The organism is Streptococcus pneumoniae, assembly GCF_001457635.1.
In the GTDB taxonomy this organism is placed as follows: domain Bacteria; phylum Bacillota; class Bacilli; order Lactobacillales; family Streptococcaceae; genus Streptococcus; species Streptococcus pneumoniae.
This window is the reverse complement of sequence record NZ_LN831051.1, coordinates 254662-269120: the sequence shown is the minus strand read 5'-3', so window position 1 is coordinate 269120 and position 14459 is coordinate 254662. Positions and strand designations below refer to the sequence as shown.

At 40.0% G+C, this 14459-nt stretch carries 20 protein-coding genes and 1 pseudogene; 19 read left to right on the top strand and 2 right to left on the bottom strand.

Features of this window, described 5'->3' with window-relative positions:
* The 19 genes from rplE to AT689_RS01245 all read left to right on the top strand — a co-directional run bounded on the left by rplE (nt 1) and on the right by AT689_RS01245 (nt 11536).
* The gene (gene rplE, locus AT689_RS01335; RefSeq protein WP_000013542.1) at nt 1-543 is read left to right on the top strand and encodes a 50S ribosomal protein L5; all 543 of its coding nucleotides are present in this window, start codon (nt 1-3) and stop codon (nt 541-543) included.
* 17 nt (nt 544-560) lie between these two features.
* Nucleotides 561-830, top strand: a complete 270-nt coding sequence (gene rpsN, locus AT689_RS01330; protein ID WP_001085703.1) for a 30S ribosomal protein S14 — start codon at nt 561-563, stop codon at nt 828-830.
* 284 nt (nt 831-1114) lie between these two features.
* On the top strand, nt 1115-1513 hold the full coding sequence (rpsH, locus tag AT689_RS01325) for a 30S ribosomal protein S8 (RefSeq protein WP_000245505.1): 399 nt from the start codon (nt 1115-1117) through the stop codon (nt 1511-1513).
* Between the two features lie 191 nt (nt 1514-1704).
* A complete protein-coding gene (gene rplF, locus AT689_RS01320; RefSeq protein ID WP_000086630.1) occupies nt 1705-2241 on the top strand; it encodes a 50S ribosomal protein L6 in 537 nt (178 codons plus the stop codon).
* A gap of 83 nt (nt 2242-2324) precedes the next feature.
* A complete protein-coding gene (gene rplR / locus AT689_RS01315) occupies nt 2325-2681 on the top strand; it encodes a 50S ribosomal protein L18 (RefSeq protein ID WP_000624044.1) in 357 nt (118 codons plus the stop codon).
* Nucleotides 2682-2698: 17 nt separating this feature from the next.
* Nucleotides 2699-3193, top strand: coding sequence for a 30S ribosomal protein S5 (gene rpsE / locus AT689_RS01310; protein ID WP_000874201.1), 495 nt, complete (start codon nt 2699-2701; stop codon nt 3191-3193).
* A gap of 13 nt (nt 3194-3206) precedes the next feature.
* The gene (rpmD, locus tag AT689_RS01305; RefSeq protein ID WP_000057241.1) at nt 3207-3389 is read left to right on the top strand and encodes a 50S ribosomal protein L30; all 183 of its coding nucleotides are present in this window, start codon (nt 3207-3209) and stop codon (nt 3387-3389) included.
* Nucleotides 3390-3533: 144 nt separating this feature from the next.
* On the top strand, nt 3534-3974 hold the full coding sequence (gene rplO, locus AT689_RS01300) for a 50S ribosomal protein L15 (RefSeq protein ID WP_000766087.1): 441 nt from the start codon (nt 3534-3536) through the stop codon (nt 3972-3974).
* Between the two features lie 12 nt (nt 3975-3986).
* Nucleotides 3987-5297, top strand: a complete 1311-nt coding sequence (gene secY / locus AT689_RS01295) for a preprotein translocase subunit SecY (RefSeq protein ID WP_000465397.1) — start codon at nt 3987-3989, stop codon at nt 5295-5297.
* Nucleotides 5298-5447: 150 nt separating this feature from the next.
* The gene (locus AT689_RS01290) at nt 5448-6086 is read left to right on the top strand and encodes an adenylate kinase (RefSeq protein ID WP_001050431.1); all 639 of its coding nucleotides are present in this window, start codon (nt 5448-5450) and stop codon (nt 6084-6086) included.
* Between the two features lie 116 nt (nt 6087-6202).
* Nucleotides 6203-6421, top strand: a complete 219-nt coding sequence (gene infA / locus AT689_RS01285; protein WP_001029883.1) for a translation initiation factor IF-1 — start codon at nt 6203-6205, stop codon at nt 6419-6421.
* A 24-nt stretch (nt 6422-6445) separates the two neighbouring features.
* Complete coding sequence (gene rpmJ, locus AT689_RS01280) at nt 6446-6562, top strand: 50S ribosomal protein L36 (RefSeq protein ID WP_001808836.1); 117 nt, start codon at nt 6446-6448, stop codon at nt 6560-6562.
* Between the two features lie 17 nt (nt 6563-6579).
* Nucleotides 6580-6945, top strand: coding sequence for a 30S ribosomal protein S13 (rpsM, locus tag AT689_RS01275; protein ID WP_000090781.1), 366 nt, complete (start codon nt 6580-6582; stop codon nt 6943-6945).
* Nucleotides 6946-6962: 17 nt separating this feature from the next.
* Nucleotides 6963-7346 (top strand): 30S ribosomal protein S11, encoded by a 384-nt coding sequence (gene rpsK / locus AT689_RS01270; protein ID WP_001118385.1) that lies wholly within the window; start codon nt 6963-6965, stop codon nt 7344-7346.
* Between the two features lie 42 nt (nt 7347-7388).
* Nucleotides 7389-8324, top strand: coding sequence for a DNA-directed RNA polymerase subunit alpha (locus tag AT689_RS01265; protein ID WP_000568988.1), 936 nt, complete (start codon nt 7389-7391; stop codon nt 8322-8324).
* A gap of 11 nt (nt 8325-8335) precedes the next feature.
* Entirely contained in the window at nt 8336-8722 is a 387-nt protein-coding gene (gene rplQ, locus AT689_RS01260) for a 50S ribosomal protein L17 (protein ID WP_000331493.1), read from the top strand.
* 264 nt (nt 8723-8986) lie between these two features.
* Complete coding sequence (locus AT689_RS01255; RefSeq protein ID WP_000644124.1) at nt 8987-9253, top strand: ACT domain-containing protein; 267 nt, start codon at nt 8987-8989, stop codon at nt 9251-9253.
* Nucleotides 9254-9262: 9 nt separating this feature from the next.
* On the top strand, nt 9263-10600 hold the full coding sequence (locus tag AT689_RS01250; protein WP_000354884.1) for a PFL family protein: 1338 nt from the start codon (nt 9263-9265) through the stop codon (nt 10598-10600).
* A gap of 243 nt (nt 10601-10843) precedes the next feature.
* Nucleotides 10844-11536: a histidine phosphatase family protein gene (locus AT689_RS01245; RefSeq protein ID WP_000241536.1), complete on the top strand. Its 693-nt coding sequence runs from the start codon at nt 10844-10846 to the stop codon at nt 11534-11536.
* 102 nt (nt 11537-11638) lie between these two features.
* On the opposite strand, the pseudogene AT689_RS12765 reads toward AT689_RS01245, so the two are convergent.
* Together AT689_RS12765 and AT689_RS01230 are read right to left on the bottom strand one after the other, a co-directional pair.
* Nucleotides 11639-13291 (bottom strand): annotated as a pseudogene (locus tag AT689_RS12765) (ABC transporter permease).
* Complete coding sequence (locus tag AT689_RS01230) at nt 13281-14372, bottom strand: ABC transporter ATP-binding protein (protein WP_001289683.1); 1092 nt, start codon at nt 14370-14372, stop codon at nt 13281-13283. Before AT689_RS01230 ends, AT689_RS12765 begins: the two are co-directional and overlap by 11 nt.
* Nucleotides 14373-14459: the final 87 nt, after the last annotated feature.

Here is a 14459-nt window from a genome sequence, read left to right as displayed (position 1 = left end):
ATGGCAAATCGTTTAAAAGAAAAATATCTTAATGAAGTAGTTCCTGCTTTGACAGAACAATTCAACTACTCATCAGTGATGGCTGTGCCTAAAGTAGATAAGATTGTTTTGAACATGGGTGTTGGTGAAGCTGTATCAAACGCTAAAAGCCTTGAAAAAGCTGCTGAAGAATTGGCACTTATCTCAGGTCAAAAACCACTTATCACTAAAGCTAAAAAATCAATCGCCGGCTTCCGTCTTCGTGAAGGTGTTGCGATCGGTGCAAAAGTTACCCTTCGTGGTGAACGTATGTACGAATTCTTGGATAAATTGGTATCAGTTTCACTTCCACGTGTACGTGACTTCCACGGTGTTCCAACAAAATCATTTGATGGACGCGGGAACTACACACTTGGTGTGAAAGAACAATTAATCTTCCCAGAAATCAACTTCGATGACGTTGACAAAACTCGTGGTCTTGACATCGTTATCGTAACAACTGCTAACACTGACGAAGAGTCACGTGCATTGCTTACAGGCCTTGGAATGCCTTTTGCAAAATAATATAGGAGGTAAATCTAATGGCTAAAAAATCAATGGTAGCTAGAGAGGCTAAACGCCAAAAAATTGTTGACCGTTATGCTGAAAAACGTGCTGCATTAAAGGCGGCAGGGGACTACGAAGGTTTATCTAAATTACCTCGCAACGCCTCACCGACTCGTTTACATAATCGTTGTAGAGTTACGGGGCGCCCACATTCAGTTTACCGCAAATTTGGTCTGAGTCGTATCGCTTTTCGCGAACTTGCGCATAAAGGTCAAATTCCTGGTGTAACAAAAGCATCTTGGTAATTTAAGATATCAAGAGCGTCAAAACTCCAAGTAAAAATAGGAAACTTGACGAAGAAACTAAAGTTTCTAGGAAAGTTTATCTTTTTCACACAGAGTTTAGCCCGGGTTCAATTGGGCTTGCCAATTTGAACACGAGCTACAGCTTTGGCAAAAAAGACCAATTTGCTTTGGAGCATTGCTTCTGCATTAAATTGTCTATTTTTGCTCGTGCTGTTACGCTCTTTGTATCATGTATTAACTAGCAAGTGCAACTTGCAAACTACTAGTAAGAGGAGAAAAACAAAATGGTTATGACTGACCCAATCGCAGACTTCCTAACTCGTATTCGTAATGCTAACCAAGCTAAACACGAAGTACTTGAAGTACCTGCATCAAACATCAAAAAAGGGATTGCTGAAATCCTTAAACGCGAAGGTTTTGTAAAAAACGTTGAAATCATTGAAGATGACAAACAAGGCGTCATCCGTGTATTTCTTAAATACGGACCAAATGGTGAGAAAGTTATCACTAACTTGAAACGTGTTTCTAAACCAGGACTTCGTGTCTACAAAAAACGTGAAGACCTTCCAAAAGTTCTTAACGGACTTGGAATTGCCATCCTTTCAACTTCTGAAGGTTTGCTTACTGATAAAGAAGCACGCCAAAAGAATGTTGGTGGTGAGGTTATCGCTTACGTTTGGTAAAATCAAGATACAAAGCTCGTAAAGAACAAAGCAAAATTAGGAAGTTGGAGAAGTTTGTTTACAAACAAGCCAACTTATCTATTTTGCACAGTTCTTAGAGCGTGTTCAGTTCAGCTCTTGAACTAAATAAGTATCTGAACCCCGTGAAAACTGGCCGTTCTGGCCTGACAATTTAACAGGAGAAAATAAACATGTCACGTATTGGTAATAAAGTTATCGTGTTGCCTGCTGGTGTTGAACTCGCTAACAATGACAACGTTGTAACTGTAAAAGGACCTAAAGGAGAACTTACTCGTGAGTTCTCAAAAGATATTGAAATCCGTGTGGAAGGTACTGAAATAACTCTTCACCGTCCAAACGATTCAAAAGAAATGAAAACTATCCACGGAACTACTCGTGCCCTTTTGAACAACATGGTTGTTGGTGTATCAGAAGGATTTAAGAAAGAACTTGAAATGCGTGGGGTTGGTTACCGTGCACAGCTTCAAGGATCTAAACTTGTTTTGGCTGTTGGTAAATCTCATCCAGACGAAGTTGAAGCTCCAGAAGGAATTACTTTTGAACTTCCAAACCCAACAACAATCGTTGTTAGCGGAATTTCAAAAGAAGTAGTTGGTCAAACAGCTGCTTACGTACGTAGCCTTCGTTCACCAGAACCATATAAAGGTAAAGGTATCCGTTACGTTGGTGAATTCGTTCGCCGTAAAGAAGGTAAAACAGGTAAATAATGTTGAGTGGTTGATCATCAACCACCAACCTATTTTCCAACTTTGTGCATAGCACACGATTTAAAACTAAAGAGGTGAAAACTGTGATTTCAAAACCAGATAAAAACAAACTCCGCCAAAAACGCCACCGTCGCGTTCGCGGAAAACTCTCTGGAACTGCTGATCGCCCACGTTTGAACGTATTCCGTTCTAATACAGGCATCTACGCTCAAGTGATTGATGACGTAGCGGGTGTAACGCTCGCAAGTGCTTCAACTCTTGATAAAGAAGTTTCAAAAGGAACTAAAACTGAACAAGCCGTTGCTGTCGGTAAACTCGTTGCAGAACGTGCAAACGCTAAAGGTATTTCAGAAGTGGTGTTCGACCGCGGTGGATATCTATATCACGGACGTGTGAAAGCTTTGGCTGATGCAGCTCGTGAAAACGGATTGAAATTCTAATAGGAGGACACTAGAAAATGGCATTTAAAGACAATGCAGTTGAATTAGAAGAACGCGTAGTTGCTGTCAACCGTGTTACAAAAGTTGTTAAAGGTGGACGTCGTCTTCGTTTCGCAGCTCTTGTTGTTGTTGGTGACCACAATGGTCGCGTAGGATTTGGTACTGGTAAAGCTCAAGAAGTTCCAGAAGCAATCCGTAAAGCAGTAGATGATGCTAAGAAAAACTTGATCGAAGTTCCTATGGTTGGAACAACAATCCCACACGAAGTTCTTTCAGAATTCGGTGGAGCTAAAGTATTGTTGAAACCTGCTGTAGAAGGTTCTGGAGTTGCCGCTGGTGGTGCAGTTCGTGCCGTTGTGGAATTGGCAGGTGTGGCAGATATTACATCTAAATCACTTGGTTCTAACACTCCAATCAACATTGTTCGTGCAACTGTTGAAGGTTTGAAACAATTGAAACGCGCTGAAGAAATTGCTGCCCTTCGTGGTATTTCAGTTTCTGATTTGGCATAAGAAAGGGGATAAAATGGCTCAAATTAAAATTACTTTGACTAAGTCTCCAATCGGACGCATTCCATCACAACGTAAAACTGTTGTAGCACTTGGACTTGGCAAATTGAACAGCTCTGTTATTAAAGAAGATAACGCTGCTATCCGTGGTATGATTACAGCAGTATCTCACTTAGTAACAGTTGAAGAAGTAAACTAATGAAGTTTTAGGGGATGTGCACTGTACCATCCCCTAAAACTAGATATAGTCATCTATGATGACATCGTATAGGCGAGTTGATGGGGGAGACAACCTTTTCTCCCTTATCGGCGCTAGCATTTTACAAAAGAGGAGAAAATAAAAATGAAACTTCATGAATTGAAACCTGCAGAAGGTTCTCGTAAAGTACGTAACCGCGTTGGTCGTGGTACTTCATCAGGTAACGGTAAAACATCTGGTCGTGGTCAAAAAGGTCAAAAAGCTCGTAGCGGTGGCGGAGTTCGCCTTGGTTTTGAAGGTGGACAAACTCCATTGTTCCGTCGTCTTCCAAAACGTGGATTCACTAACATCAACGCTAAAGAATACGCAATTGTGAACCTTGACCAATTGAACGTCTTTGAAGATGGTGCTGAAGTAACTCCAGTTGTTCTTATCGAAGCAGGAATTGTTAAAGCTGAAAAGTCAGGTATTAAAATTCTTGGTAACGGTGAGTTGACTAAGAAATTGACTGTGAAAGCAGCTAAATTCTCTAAATCAGCTGAAGAAGCTATCACTGCTAAAGGTGGTTCAGTAGAAGTCATCTAAGAGAGGTGACCTATGTTTTTTAAATTATTAAGAGAAGCTCTTAAAGTCAAGCAGGTTCGATCAAAAATTTTATTTACAATTTTTATCGTTTTGGTCTTTCGTATCGGAACTAGCATTACAGTTCCTGGTGTGAATGCCAATAGCTTGAATGCTTTAAGTGGATTATCCTTCTTAAACATGTTGAGCTTGGTGTCGGGGAATGCCCTAAAAAACTTTTCGATTTTTGCCCTAGGAGTTAGTCCCTATATCACCGCTTCTATTGTTGTCCAACTCTTGCAAATGGATATTTTACCCAAGTTTGTAGAGTGGGGTAAACAAGGGGAAGTAGGTCGAAGAAAATTGAATCAAGCTACTCGTTATATTGCTCTAGTTCTCGCTTTTGTGCAATCTATCGGGATTACAGCTGGTTTTAATACCTTGGCTGGAGCTCAATTGATTAAAACTGCTTTAACTCCACAAGTTTTTCTGACGATTGGTATCATCTTAACAGCTGGTAGTATGATTGTCACTTGGTTGGGTGAGCAAATTACAGATAAGGGATACGGAAACGGTGTTTCCATGATTATCTTTGCCGGGATTGTTTCCTCAATTCCAGAGATGATTCAGGGCATCTATGTGGACTACTTTGTGAACGTCCCAAGTAGCCGTATCACTTCATCTATCATTTTCGTAATCATTTTGATTATTACTGTATTGTTGATTATTTACTTTACAACTTATGTTCAACAAGCAGAATACAAAATTCCAATCCAATATACTAAGGTTGCACAAGGTGCTCCATCTAGCTCTTACCTTCCGTTAAAGGTAAACCCTGCTGGAGTTATCCCTGTTATCTTTGCCAGTTCGATTACTGCAGCGCCTGCGGCTATTCTTCAGTTTTTGAGTGCCACAGGTCATGATTGGGCTTGGGTAAGGGTAGCACAAGAGATGTTGGCAACTACTTCTCCAACTGGTATTGCCATGTATGCTTTGTTGATTATTCTCTTTACATTCTTCTATACGTTTGTACAGATTAATCCTGAAAAAGCAGCAGAGAGCCTACAAAAGAGTGGTGCCTATATCCATGGAGTTCGTCCTGGTAAAGGTACAGAAGAATATATGTCTAAACTTCTTCGTCGTCTTGCAACTGTTGGTTCCCTCTTCCTTGGTGTGATTTCCATTTTACCGATTGCAGCTAAAGATGTATTTGGTCTTTCTGATGTTGTTGCCTTTGGTGGAACAAGTCTCTTGATCATTATCTCTACAGGTATCGAAGGAATCAAGCAATTGGAAGGTTACCTATTGAAACGTAAGTATGTTGGTTTCATGGACAGAACAGAATAAAAGTATTTACTGAATCAGTAAATACTGAGGGAGTGGAGGTTTAAACTCTGACATTTGTAAGAGTTGGATCTCCCCTCTTCTATTTTGTTTTTAAATAGGGGTGAAAAGACTTTTTGCTTCTATTTAAAAATAAAATAAGGAGATCAAATCATGAATCTTTTGATTATGGGCTTACCTGGTGCAGGTAAGGGAACTCAAGCAGCAAAAATCGTAGAACAATTCCATGTTGCACATATCTCAACAGGTGATATGTTCCGCGCTGCAATGGCAAATCAAACTGAAATGGGTGTTCTTGCTAAGTCATATATTGACAAGGGTGAATTGGTTCCTGACGAAGTTACAAATGGAATCGTAAAAGAACGCCTTTCACAAGATGATATTAAAGAAACAGGATTCTTATTGGATGGTTACCCACGTACAATTGAACAAGCTCATGCCTTGGACAAAACATTGGCTGAACTTGGCATTGAACTAGAAGGTATTATCAATATTGAAGTGAACCCTGACAGCCTCTTGGAACGTTTGAGTGGCCGTATCATCCACCGCGTAACTGGAGAAACTTTCCACAAGGTCTTTAACCCACCAGTTGACTATAAAGAAGAAGATTACTACCAACGTGAAGATGATAAGCCTGAGACAGTAAAACGTCGTTTGGATGTTAATATTGCTCAAGGAGAACCAATCATTGCTCACTACCGTGCCAAAGGTTTGGTTCATGACATCGAAGGTAATCAAGATATCAATGATGTCTTCTCAGATATTGAAAAAGTATTGACAAATTTGAAATAAAGCGTTTTTCGCACTTGCAAAAATCTGCTACAAATGTTATACTGAGATAGTCTGACTTATAATTGTTGTCTCTGTGTCTAGAGGCATCGAATCGAAATTTATGGAGGTGCTTTTGCGTGGCAAAAGACGATGTGATTGAAGTTGAAGGCAAAGTAGTTGATACAATGCCGAATGCAATGTTTACGGTTGAACTTGAAAATGGACATCAGATTTTAGCAACAGTTTCTGGTAAAATTCGTAAAAACTATATTCGTATTTTAGCGGGAGATCGTGTTACTGTCGAAATGAGTCCATATGACTTGACACGTGGACGTATCACTTACCGCTTTAAATAATCGAAAAACTTGGAGGGATAAGAAATGAAAGTAAGACCATCGGTCAAACCAATTTGCGAATACTGTAAAGTTATTCGTCGTAATGGTCGTGTTATGGTAATTTGCCCAGCAAATCCAAAACACAAACAACGTCAAGGATAAGATAGAAAGGAGAAAACATGGCTCGTATTGCTGGAGTTGATATTCCAAATGACAAACGCGTAGTAATCTCATTGACTTATGTTTATGGTATCGGACTTGCAACATCTAAGAAAATTTTGGCTGCTGCTGGAATCTCAGAAGATGTTCGTGTACGTGATCTTACATCAGATCAAGAAGATGCTATCCGTCGTGAAGTGGATGCAATCAAAGTTGAAGGTGACCTTCGTCGTGAAGTAAACTTGAACATCAAACGTTTGATGGAAATCGGTTCATACCGTGGTATCCGTCACCGTCGTGGACTTCCTGTCCGTGGACAAAACACTAAAAACAACGCCCGCACTCGTAAAGGTAAAGCTGTTGCGATTGCTGGTAAGAAAAAATAATATAGGAGGTAAAAGTCTTGGCTAAACCAACACGTAAACGTCGTGTGAAAAAGAATATCGAATCTGGTATTGCTCATATTCACGCTACATTTAATAACACTATTGTTATGATTACTGATGTGCATGGTAATGCAATTGCTTGGTCATCAGCTGGTGCTCTTGGTTTCAAAGGTTCTCGTAAATCTACACCATTCGCTGCTCAAATGGCTTCTGAAGCTGCTGCTAAATCTGCACAAGAACACGGTCTTAAATCAGTTGAAGTTACTGTAAAAGGTCCAGGTTCTGGTCGTGAGTCAGCTATTCGTGCGCTTGCTGCCGCTGGTCTTGAAGTAACAGCAATTCGTGATGTGACTCCAGTGCCACACAATGGTGCTCGTCCTCCAAAACGTCGCCGTGTATAATCATCGCATTACACTGCTTTTCGTTTAAGAGGGAGTAACTAAATGATCGAGTTTGAAAAACCAAATATAACAAAAATTGATGAAAATAAAGATTATGGCAAGTTTGTAATCGAACCACTTGAACGTGGCTACGGTACAACTCTTGGTAACTCTCTTCGTCGTGTACTTCTAGCTTCTCTACCAGGAGCAGCTGTGACATCTATCAACATTGATGGTGTGTTACATGAGTTTGACACAGTTCCAGGTGTTCGTGAAGACGTGATGCAAATCATTCTGAACATTAAAGGAATTGCAGTGAAATCGTACGTTGAAGACGAAAAAATCATCGAACTGGATGTTGAAGGTCCTGCTGAAGTAACAGCTGGTGACATTTTGACAGATAGCGATATTGAAATTGTAAATCCAGATCATTATCTCTTTACAATCGGTGAAGGTTCTTCTCTAAAAGCGACTATGACTGTTAACAGTGGTCGTGGATATGTACCTGCTGATGAAAATAAAAAGGATAATGCACCAGTTGGAACACTTGCTGTAGATTCTATTTATACACCAGTTACAAAAGTCAACTATCAAGTGGAACCTGCTCGTGTAGGTAGCAATGATGGTTTCGACAAATTAACCCTTGAAATCTTGACAAATGGAACAATTATTCCAGAAGATGCTTTAGGGCTTTCAGCACGTATTTTGACAGAACATCTTGATTTGTTTACAAATCTTACTGAGATTGCTAAGTCAACTGAAGTGATGAAAGAAGCTGATACTGAATCTGACGACCGTATTTTAGATCGTACGATTGAGGAACTGGACTTGTCTGTGCGTTCATACAACTGTTTAAAACGTGCCGGTATCAATACTGTGCATGATTTGACAGAAAAATCTGAAGCAGAGATGATGAAAGTACGAAATCTTGGACGCAAGAGTTTGGAAGAAGTGAAACTCAAACTCATTGATTTGGGTCTTGGATTAAAAGATAAATAAAGGAGGAATACATGGCTTACCGTAAACTAGGACGCACTAGCTCACAACGTAAAGCAATGCTTCGCGATTTGACAACTGACCTTTTGATCAACGAATCAATCGTGACAACTGAAGCTCGTGCTAAAGAAATCCGTAAAACTGTTGAAAAAATGATTACTCTAGGTAAACGTGGTGATTTGCATGCACGTCGTCAAGCAGCTGCTTTCGTACGTAATGAAATCGCATCTGAAAACTATGATGAAGCAACTGATAAGTACACTTCTACTACAGCACTTCAAAAATTGTTCTCAGAAATCGCACCTCGTTATGCTGAACGTAACGGTGGATACACTCGTATCCTTAAAACTGAACCACGTCGTGGTGATGCAGCGCCAATGGCGATCATCGAATTAGTATAAAATCATCAATTTTGTTGAGTGTTATGATGATGGAGTCTTGTGCTCTTAGTCTAGCTCTGGTCTACCGCTAGGATTTCGGTCCTAGCGGGAACACTCATCATAAGTTGGGATAGTAGACGCTTGTTTACGAAATTGTTTTTTTCTTAAGAACAACTTCGTAAGCAGGCGTTTTTGAGTATTTTCGTTAGAATTATGCTATACTATTTGAAAAGAATCCTGTTTAATGTTAAGGTTTCTTATTTTAAGAAGAATTGGAGTTTACTTATGAAAGCCATTATAACTGTTGTTGGTAAAGATAAATCTGGAATTGTTGCAGGTGTTTCTGGTAAAATTGCAGAATTAGGATTGAATATTGACGATATCTCTCAAACTGTCTTAGATGAATATTTTACGATGATGGCTGTTGTATCTAGTGATGAAAAGCAAGATTTTACCTATCTTCGTAATGAATTTGAAGCTTTTGGGCAAACTTTGAATGTAAAAATCAATATTCAGAGTGCAGCGATTTTCGAAGCTATGTATAATATCTAGGAGGTCATCATGGATATTAGACAAGTTACTGAAACCATCGCCATGATTGAGGAGCAAAACTTCGATATTAGAACCATTACCATGGGGATTTCTCTTTTGGACTGTATCGATCCAGATATCAATTGTGCTGCGGAGAAAATCTATCAAAAAATTACGACAAAGGCGGCTAATTTAGTAGCTGTTGGTGATGAAATTGCGGCTGAGTTGGGAATTCCTATCGTTAATAAGCGTGTATCGGTGACACCTATTTCTCTGATTGGGGCAGCGACAGATGCGACGGACTACGTGGTTCTGGCAAAAGCGCTTGATAAGGCTGCGAAAGAGATTGGTGTGGACTTTATTGGTGGTTTTTCTGCCTTAGTACAAAAAGGTTATCAAAAGGGAGATGAGATTCTCATCAATTCCATTCCTCGCGCTTTGGCTGAGACGGATAAGGTCTGCTCGTCAGTCAATATCGGCTCAACCAAGTCTGGTATTAATATGACGGCTGTGGCAGATATGGGACGAATTATCAAGGAAACAGCAAATCTTTCAGATATGGGAGTGGCCAAGTTGGTTGTATTCGCTAATGCTGTTGAGGACAATCCATTTATGGCGGGTGCCTTTCATGGTGTTGGGGAAGCAGATGTTATCATCAATGTCGGAGTTTCTGGTCCTGGTGTTGTGAAACGTGCTTTGGAAAAAGTTCGTGGACAGAGCTTTGATGTAGTAGCCGAAACAGTTAAGAAAACTGCCTTTAAAATCACTCGTATCGGTCAATTGGTTGGTCAAATGGCCAGTGAGAGACTGGGTGTGGAGTTTGGTATTGTGGACTTGAGTTTGGCACCAACCCCTGCGGTTGGAGACTCTGTGGCACGTGTCCTTGAGGAAATGGGGCTAGAAACAGTTGGCACGCATGGAACGACAGCTGCCTTGGCCCTCTTGAACGACCAAGTTAAAAAGGGTGGAGTGATGGCCTGTAACCAGGTCGGTGGTCTATCTGGTGCCTTTATCCCTGTTTCTGAGGATGAAGGAATGATTGCTGCAGTGCAAAATGGCTCTCTTAATTTAGAAAAACTAGAAGCTATGACGGCTATCTGTTCTGTTGGATTGGATATGATTGCCATCCCAGAAGATACGCCTGCTGAAACTATTGCGGCTATGATTGCGGATGAAGCAGCAATCGGTGTTATCAACATGAAAACAACAGCTGTTCGTATCATTCCCAAAGGAAGAGAAGGCGATATGATTGAGTTTGGTGGTCTATTAGGAACTGCACCCGTTATGAAGGTTAATGGGGCTTCGTCTGTCGACTTCATCTCTCGCGGTGGACAAATCCCAGCACCAATTCATAGTTTTAAAAATTAAGAAAATAGGAGAAATTTTAAGTTCTATTTAAGATTAGATGTGTATACTATAATCATTAAATAAAGACCTCCTAATATTATTTGAAACAGATAACACTGAATTAGTTTGAATTTGATTTTCATCTAATATCTTTATTTAATGAACTCCTAAACTTTTTCATAATAATCTCCTTCAAAAGTCGCCTGTATGGGTGGCTTTTATTTTATCATTCATGATATAATAGAAGCAAACGGAGGACGGAAAATGGTAAAAGTACGATTGTATTTGGTACGTCATGGCAAGACCATGTTTAACACGATTGGTCGCGCGCAAGGTTGGAGCGATACTCCCTTAACTGCTGAAGGTGAACGAGGGATTCAAGAGTTAGGAATCGGTTTGCGAGAATCTGATCTACAGTTTGAGCGCGCTTATTCGAGTGATTCTGGTCGTACCATTCAGACCATGGGAATTATACTTGAAGAACTTGGCTTGCAGGGGAAAATCCCTTATCGCATGGACAAGCGTATCAGAGAATGGTGTTTCGGTAGTTTTGATGGAGCCTATGATGGCGATCTTTTCATGGGCATTATTCCTCGTATCTTTAATGTGGACCACGTTCACCAATTGTCTTATGCTGAACTGGCTGAGGGCTTGGTAGAGGTCGATACAGCTGGTTGGGCTGAAGGTTGGGAAAAACTCAGTGGCCGAATCAAGGAAGGCTTTGAAATAATTGCAAAAGAAATGGAAGATCAAGGTGGAGGTAACGCCCTTGTTGTCAGCCATGGAATGACTATTGGAACCATTGTTTATCTGATTAATGGCATGCATCCGCATGGTCTAGATAATGGTAGCGTGACGATTCTTGAATATGAGGACGGTCAGTTTAGGGTTGAAGTTGTCGGTGACCGTAGTTACCGAGAGCTAGGACGTGAGAAGATGGAAGAAGGCTCTATTTAATCAGTCTAGACTTGCTTGCCATGAGCTAGGGATTTGATAAGAATATCAAGATAAGAAAAAACAGCCGAGGGTACTCCTTTCGGCTGTTTTTGATGTGGAAAACTAAAGTGTAATGCTATTGCTTTTAGAGATTTTCATAAACAAGAGCAAGGAACCTACTGTTAGAACAGTCAGGATAGTTGACAAGGCTGCGGCTACACCGTAATTTCCTCTGAGAACCTCTGTATAAATAGCTACAGTCATTGTTCTTGTTTTGACATTGTAGAGGAGGATAGAGGATAGAAGTAGAGAGTTCTGAAATCAGTGTGACCCAAGATAGGATGGCTCCAGAAATAATACCCGATAGCATCATTGGAGTTGTAATCTTAGCAAAGGTATTGAGACGACTACTTCCTAAGCTTTCAGCAGCTTCTTCAATACTTGGTGCTATTTGTTGTAAGCTAGCAACAGATGAGCGAATAGTATACGGTAATCTTCTGACAGATAGAGACATAATCAAGATGAAAGCAGTCCCTGTAATCATAAGAAATCCACTTCCAAATAGACCAGTATTGAAGGAAGAAATGAAGGCAATCCCTAGAACGGTTCCTGGTACAATATAAGGTACCATACTGAGGCTGTCAATTAAGTTTGTAAATAAATTCCGTTTTCTAACGGCTAGGTAGGAGATAAATGTCGCAAATAGAACAACTAGAACTAAGGCAATCAAAGGGATACGAATGGTATTGAAAATAGCAGATCCCATACGATTGAAAGCTACCTTGTAACTGTTTGGAGAATAACCTTTAACAAATACCATACCTGATGTTTTTAGGAAAGAGGTATAAATTAAGTAGATTTGAGGTAAAACAGAGATAAAGATAATTCCGTAGACTGTTGCATAAATGGCAGCCATTTTTCCTTTTGTAGTTTTTTTAGGCTCAATTGGATGGAGCGGATTCATGCTGAAACTGTAGCGGTTTGCAATGTGTTTTTGGATAAGGAAAATTGCCAAGGCAATGATAATCGCCATAATTGCAAAAGCAGAATTTCCTCCAACCTCGCTAATAAATTGGGTATAAATCAGGACAGGGAAAGTCCGATATCCTTCGCCAATCAACATAGGCGTTCCAAAGTCTGAGAATGCTCTCATAAATACAAGCAAGGGGCTGCTAGTAAGGTTGGAACTAGGAGAGGTAAAACAACCGTTACGATAGGTTTAAATCCGAAGGATCCCATGCTTTCAGCAGCTTCAAGTAGAGAATTGTCAATACTGTTCATTGTTCCAGCAACATATAGAAATACCAGTGGGAATAGTTGCAGTGTAAAGACAAGTATAATTCCTTTGAATCCATAAATATCGATAGCTGGAAGATGAAGGGCATTTGTCAAAAATTTAGTGATGACCTCATTTCGTCTCAGCAAGAGAATCCAGGAGTAGGCTCCTACGAAAGGAGCTGACATGGAAGCAATGATAATCAATATTTGTAGAAATTTCTTCCCCTTGAAGTCATACATAGAGAAGAGATAAGCTAATAGGGTTCCTACAACTAAGGAAGTGACAGTAGCGGTAATGGAAACCCTGAAACTGTTGACTAGTGTCTCAGAGTAGTAGGTTTTACTAAAGAAAGTGACAAAATTAGCTAGTGAGAATTATCCTTCATGTATAAGTGCTTACTTGAGCACGGTAACGATAGGATAAACGAGAAAGACAAGATAGGTAAGAAAGATGAAGAAAGAGGAGGCTGTCCAAATATTTAGTTTTTTACGTTCCATGGTTGACTCCTTTTATCAGGTTTTGGGAACCATCTGCAGAAAAGATGTTTAATTTTTGCGTATTGATTCGTAGACGAATACGATTGCCTTTTTGTAGTTCTTCTTCAAAAGTTGATTCTTCACTAACTTGAATTTTTGAGGCAAAACCTGTCTCAATGAAATACTCCGTATTTAGTCCAAGATAGACGCTATCGCTAATAGTTCCTTCAATATCTCCAGATTCATCTTTGATAAACTCTTCGGGACGAATGCTTACATGAATAGCTTGCTCCTCAACCTGATCAAGAGCTAGCATTCGAAGGGCATAGCCATCTGAAAAGACGATATAAGCGCCGTCGCTCCGTTTTTCAAGATTGGCAGGGATAATATTTGTGCGTCCGATAAAGGTTGCCACAAACTCATTAGCTGGTTTATGATAGAGTTCTTTTGGTCGGCCGATTTGTTGGATCACCCCATCTTTCATAACAGCAATTTGGTCTGAAATAGCCATGGCTTCTTCTTGGTCGTGGGTTACATAAACAGTTGTAATTCCCACTTCGTGTTGGATTTCTCGGATGGCTTGACGTATATCCAAGCGAAGTTTGGCCTCCAGATTACTAAGTGGCTCGTCCATGAGGAGAACACTTGGATTAACCGCTAAGGCGCATGCCAAGGTGACACGTTGTTGTTGTCCACCACTGAGTTTATCGGGCTTTCGATCCGCATATTGAGCAATTTGCATGAGTTCAAGATACTTGTTGGTCTGTTGAATCAATTCTTCTTTTGGAACCTTCTTTTGCATAAGACCAAAAGCAACGTTGTCTCGGACAGTCAAATGTGGGAAAATAGCGTAGTTTTGGAAAACCATCCCGATATTGCGTTTGCTGGGTTCCATATTATTGATTTTTGTATCATCGAAGTAAAATTCTCCACCTTCGATACTGTTGAAACCTGCAATCATACGAAGAAGGGTTGTTTTCCCACATCCTGAGGGTCCAAGAAGGGTAAAGAGACTTTCTTTTGGAATTGTAATGTTCAAATTCTCAATAACAGGGACATCGTGGTAGATTTTTTTGGCGTTAATAATTTTGATCTCACTCATAGTGAACCTCTTTTACTGTTTAGATTGGATATCTGTAAAGACTTCGTTGTATTTCTTAACGATATCTGATTTATTCTTGATGACATA

What these genes read in the sequence shown, in the direction of transcription:
- rplE (WP_000013542.1), top strand. Translation starts at nt 1, where the DNA reads ATGGCAAATCGTTTAAAAGAAAAATATCTTAATGAAGTAGTTCCTGCT.
- rpsN (WP_001085703.1), top strand. Translation starts at nt 561, where the DNA reads ATGGCTAAAAAATCAATGGTAGCTAGAGAGGCTAAACGCCAAAAAATT.
- rpsH (WP_000245505.1), top strand. Translation starts at nt 1,115, where the DNA reads ATGGTTATGACTGACCCAATCGCAGACTTCCTAACTCGTATTCGTAAT.
- rplF (WP_000086630.1), top strand. Translation starts at nt 1,705, where the DNA reads ATGTCACGTATTGGTAATAAAGTTATCGTGTTGCCTGCTGGTGTTGAA.
- rpsE (WP_000874201.1), top strand. Translation starts at nt 2,699, where the DNA reads ATGGCATTTAAAGACAATGCAGTTGAATTAGAAGAACGCGTAGTTGCT.
- rpmD (WP_000057241.1), top strand. Translation starts at nt 3,207, where the DNA reads ATGGCTCAAATTAAAATTACTTTGACTAAGTCTCCAATCGGACGCATT.
- rplO (WP_000766087.1), top strand. Translation starts at nt 3,534, where the DNA reads ATGAAACTTCATGAATTGAAACCTGCAGAAGGTTCTCGTAAAGTACGT.
- secY (WP_000465397.1), top strand. Translation starts at nt 3,987, where the DNA reads ATGTTTTTTAAATTATTAAGAGAAGCTCTTAAAGTCAAGCAGGTTCGA.
- AT689_RS01290 (WP_001050431.1), top strand. Translation starts at nt 5,448, where the DNA reads ATGAATCTTTTGATTATGGGCTTACCTGGTGCAGGTAAGGGAACTCAA.
- rpmJ (WP_001808836.1), top strand. Translation starts at nt 6,446, where the DNA reads ATGAAAGTAAGACCATCGGTCAAACCAATTTGCGAATACTGTAAAGTT.
- rpsM (WP_000090781.1), top strand. Translation starts at nt 6,580, where the DNA reads ATGGCTCGTATTGCTGGAGTTGATATTCCAAATGACAAACGCGTAGTA.
- AT689_RS01265 (WP_000568988.1), top strand. Translation starts at nt 7,389, where the DNA reads ATGATCGAGTTTGAAAAACCAAATATAACAAAAATTGATGAAAATAAA.
- rplQ (WP_000331493.1), top strand. Translation starts at nt 8,336, where the DNA reads ATGGCTTACCGTAAACTAGGACGCACTAGCTCACAACGTAAAGCAATG.
- AT689_RS01255 (WP_000644124.1), top strand. Translation starts at nt 8,987, where the DNA reads ATGAAAGCCATTATAACTGTTGTTGGTAAAGATAAATCTGGAATTGTT.
- AT689_RS01250 (WP_000354884.1), top strand. Translation starts at nt 9,263, where the DNA reads ATGGATATTAGACAAGTTACTGAAACCATCGCCATGATTGAGGAGCAA.
- AT689_RS01245 (WP_000241536.1), top strand. Translation starts at nt 10,844, where the DNA reads ATGGTAAAAGTACGATTGTATTTGGTACGTCATGGCAAGACCATGTTT.
- AT689_RS01230 (WP_001289683.1), bottom strand. Translation starts at nt 14,372, where the DNA reads ATGAGTGAGATCAAAATTATTAACGCCAAAAAAATCTACCACGATGTC.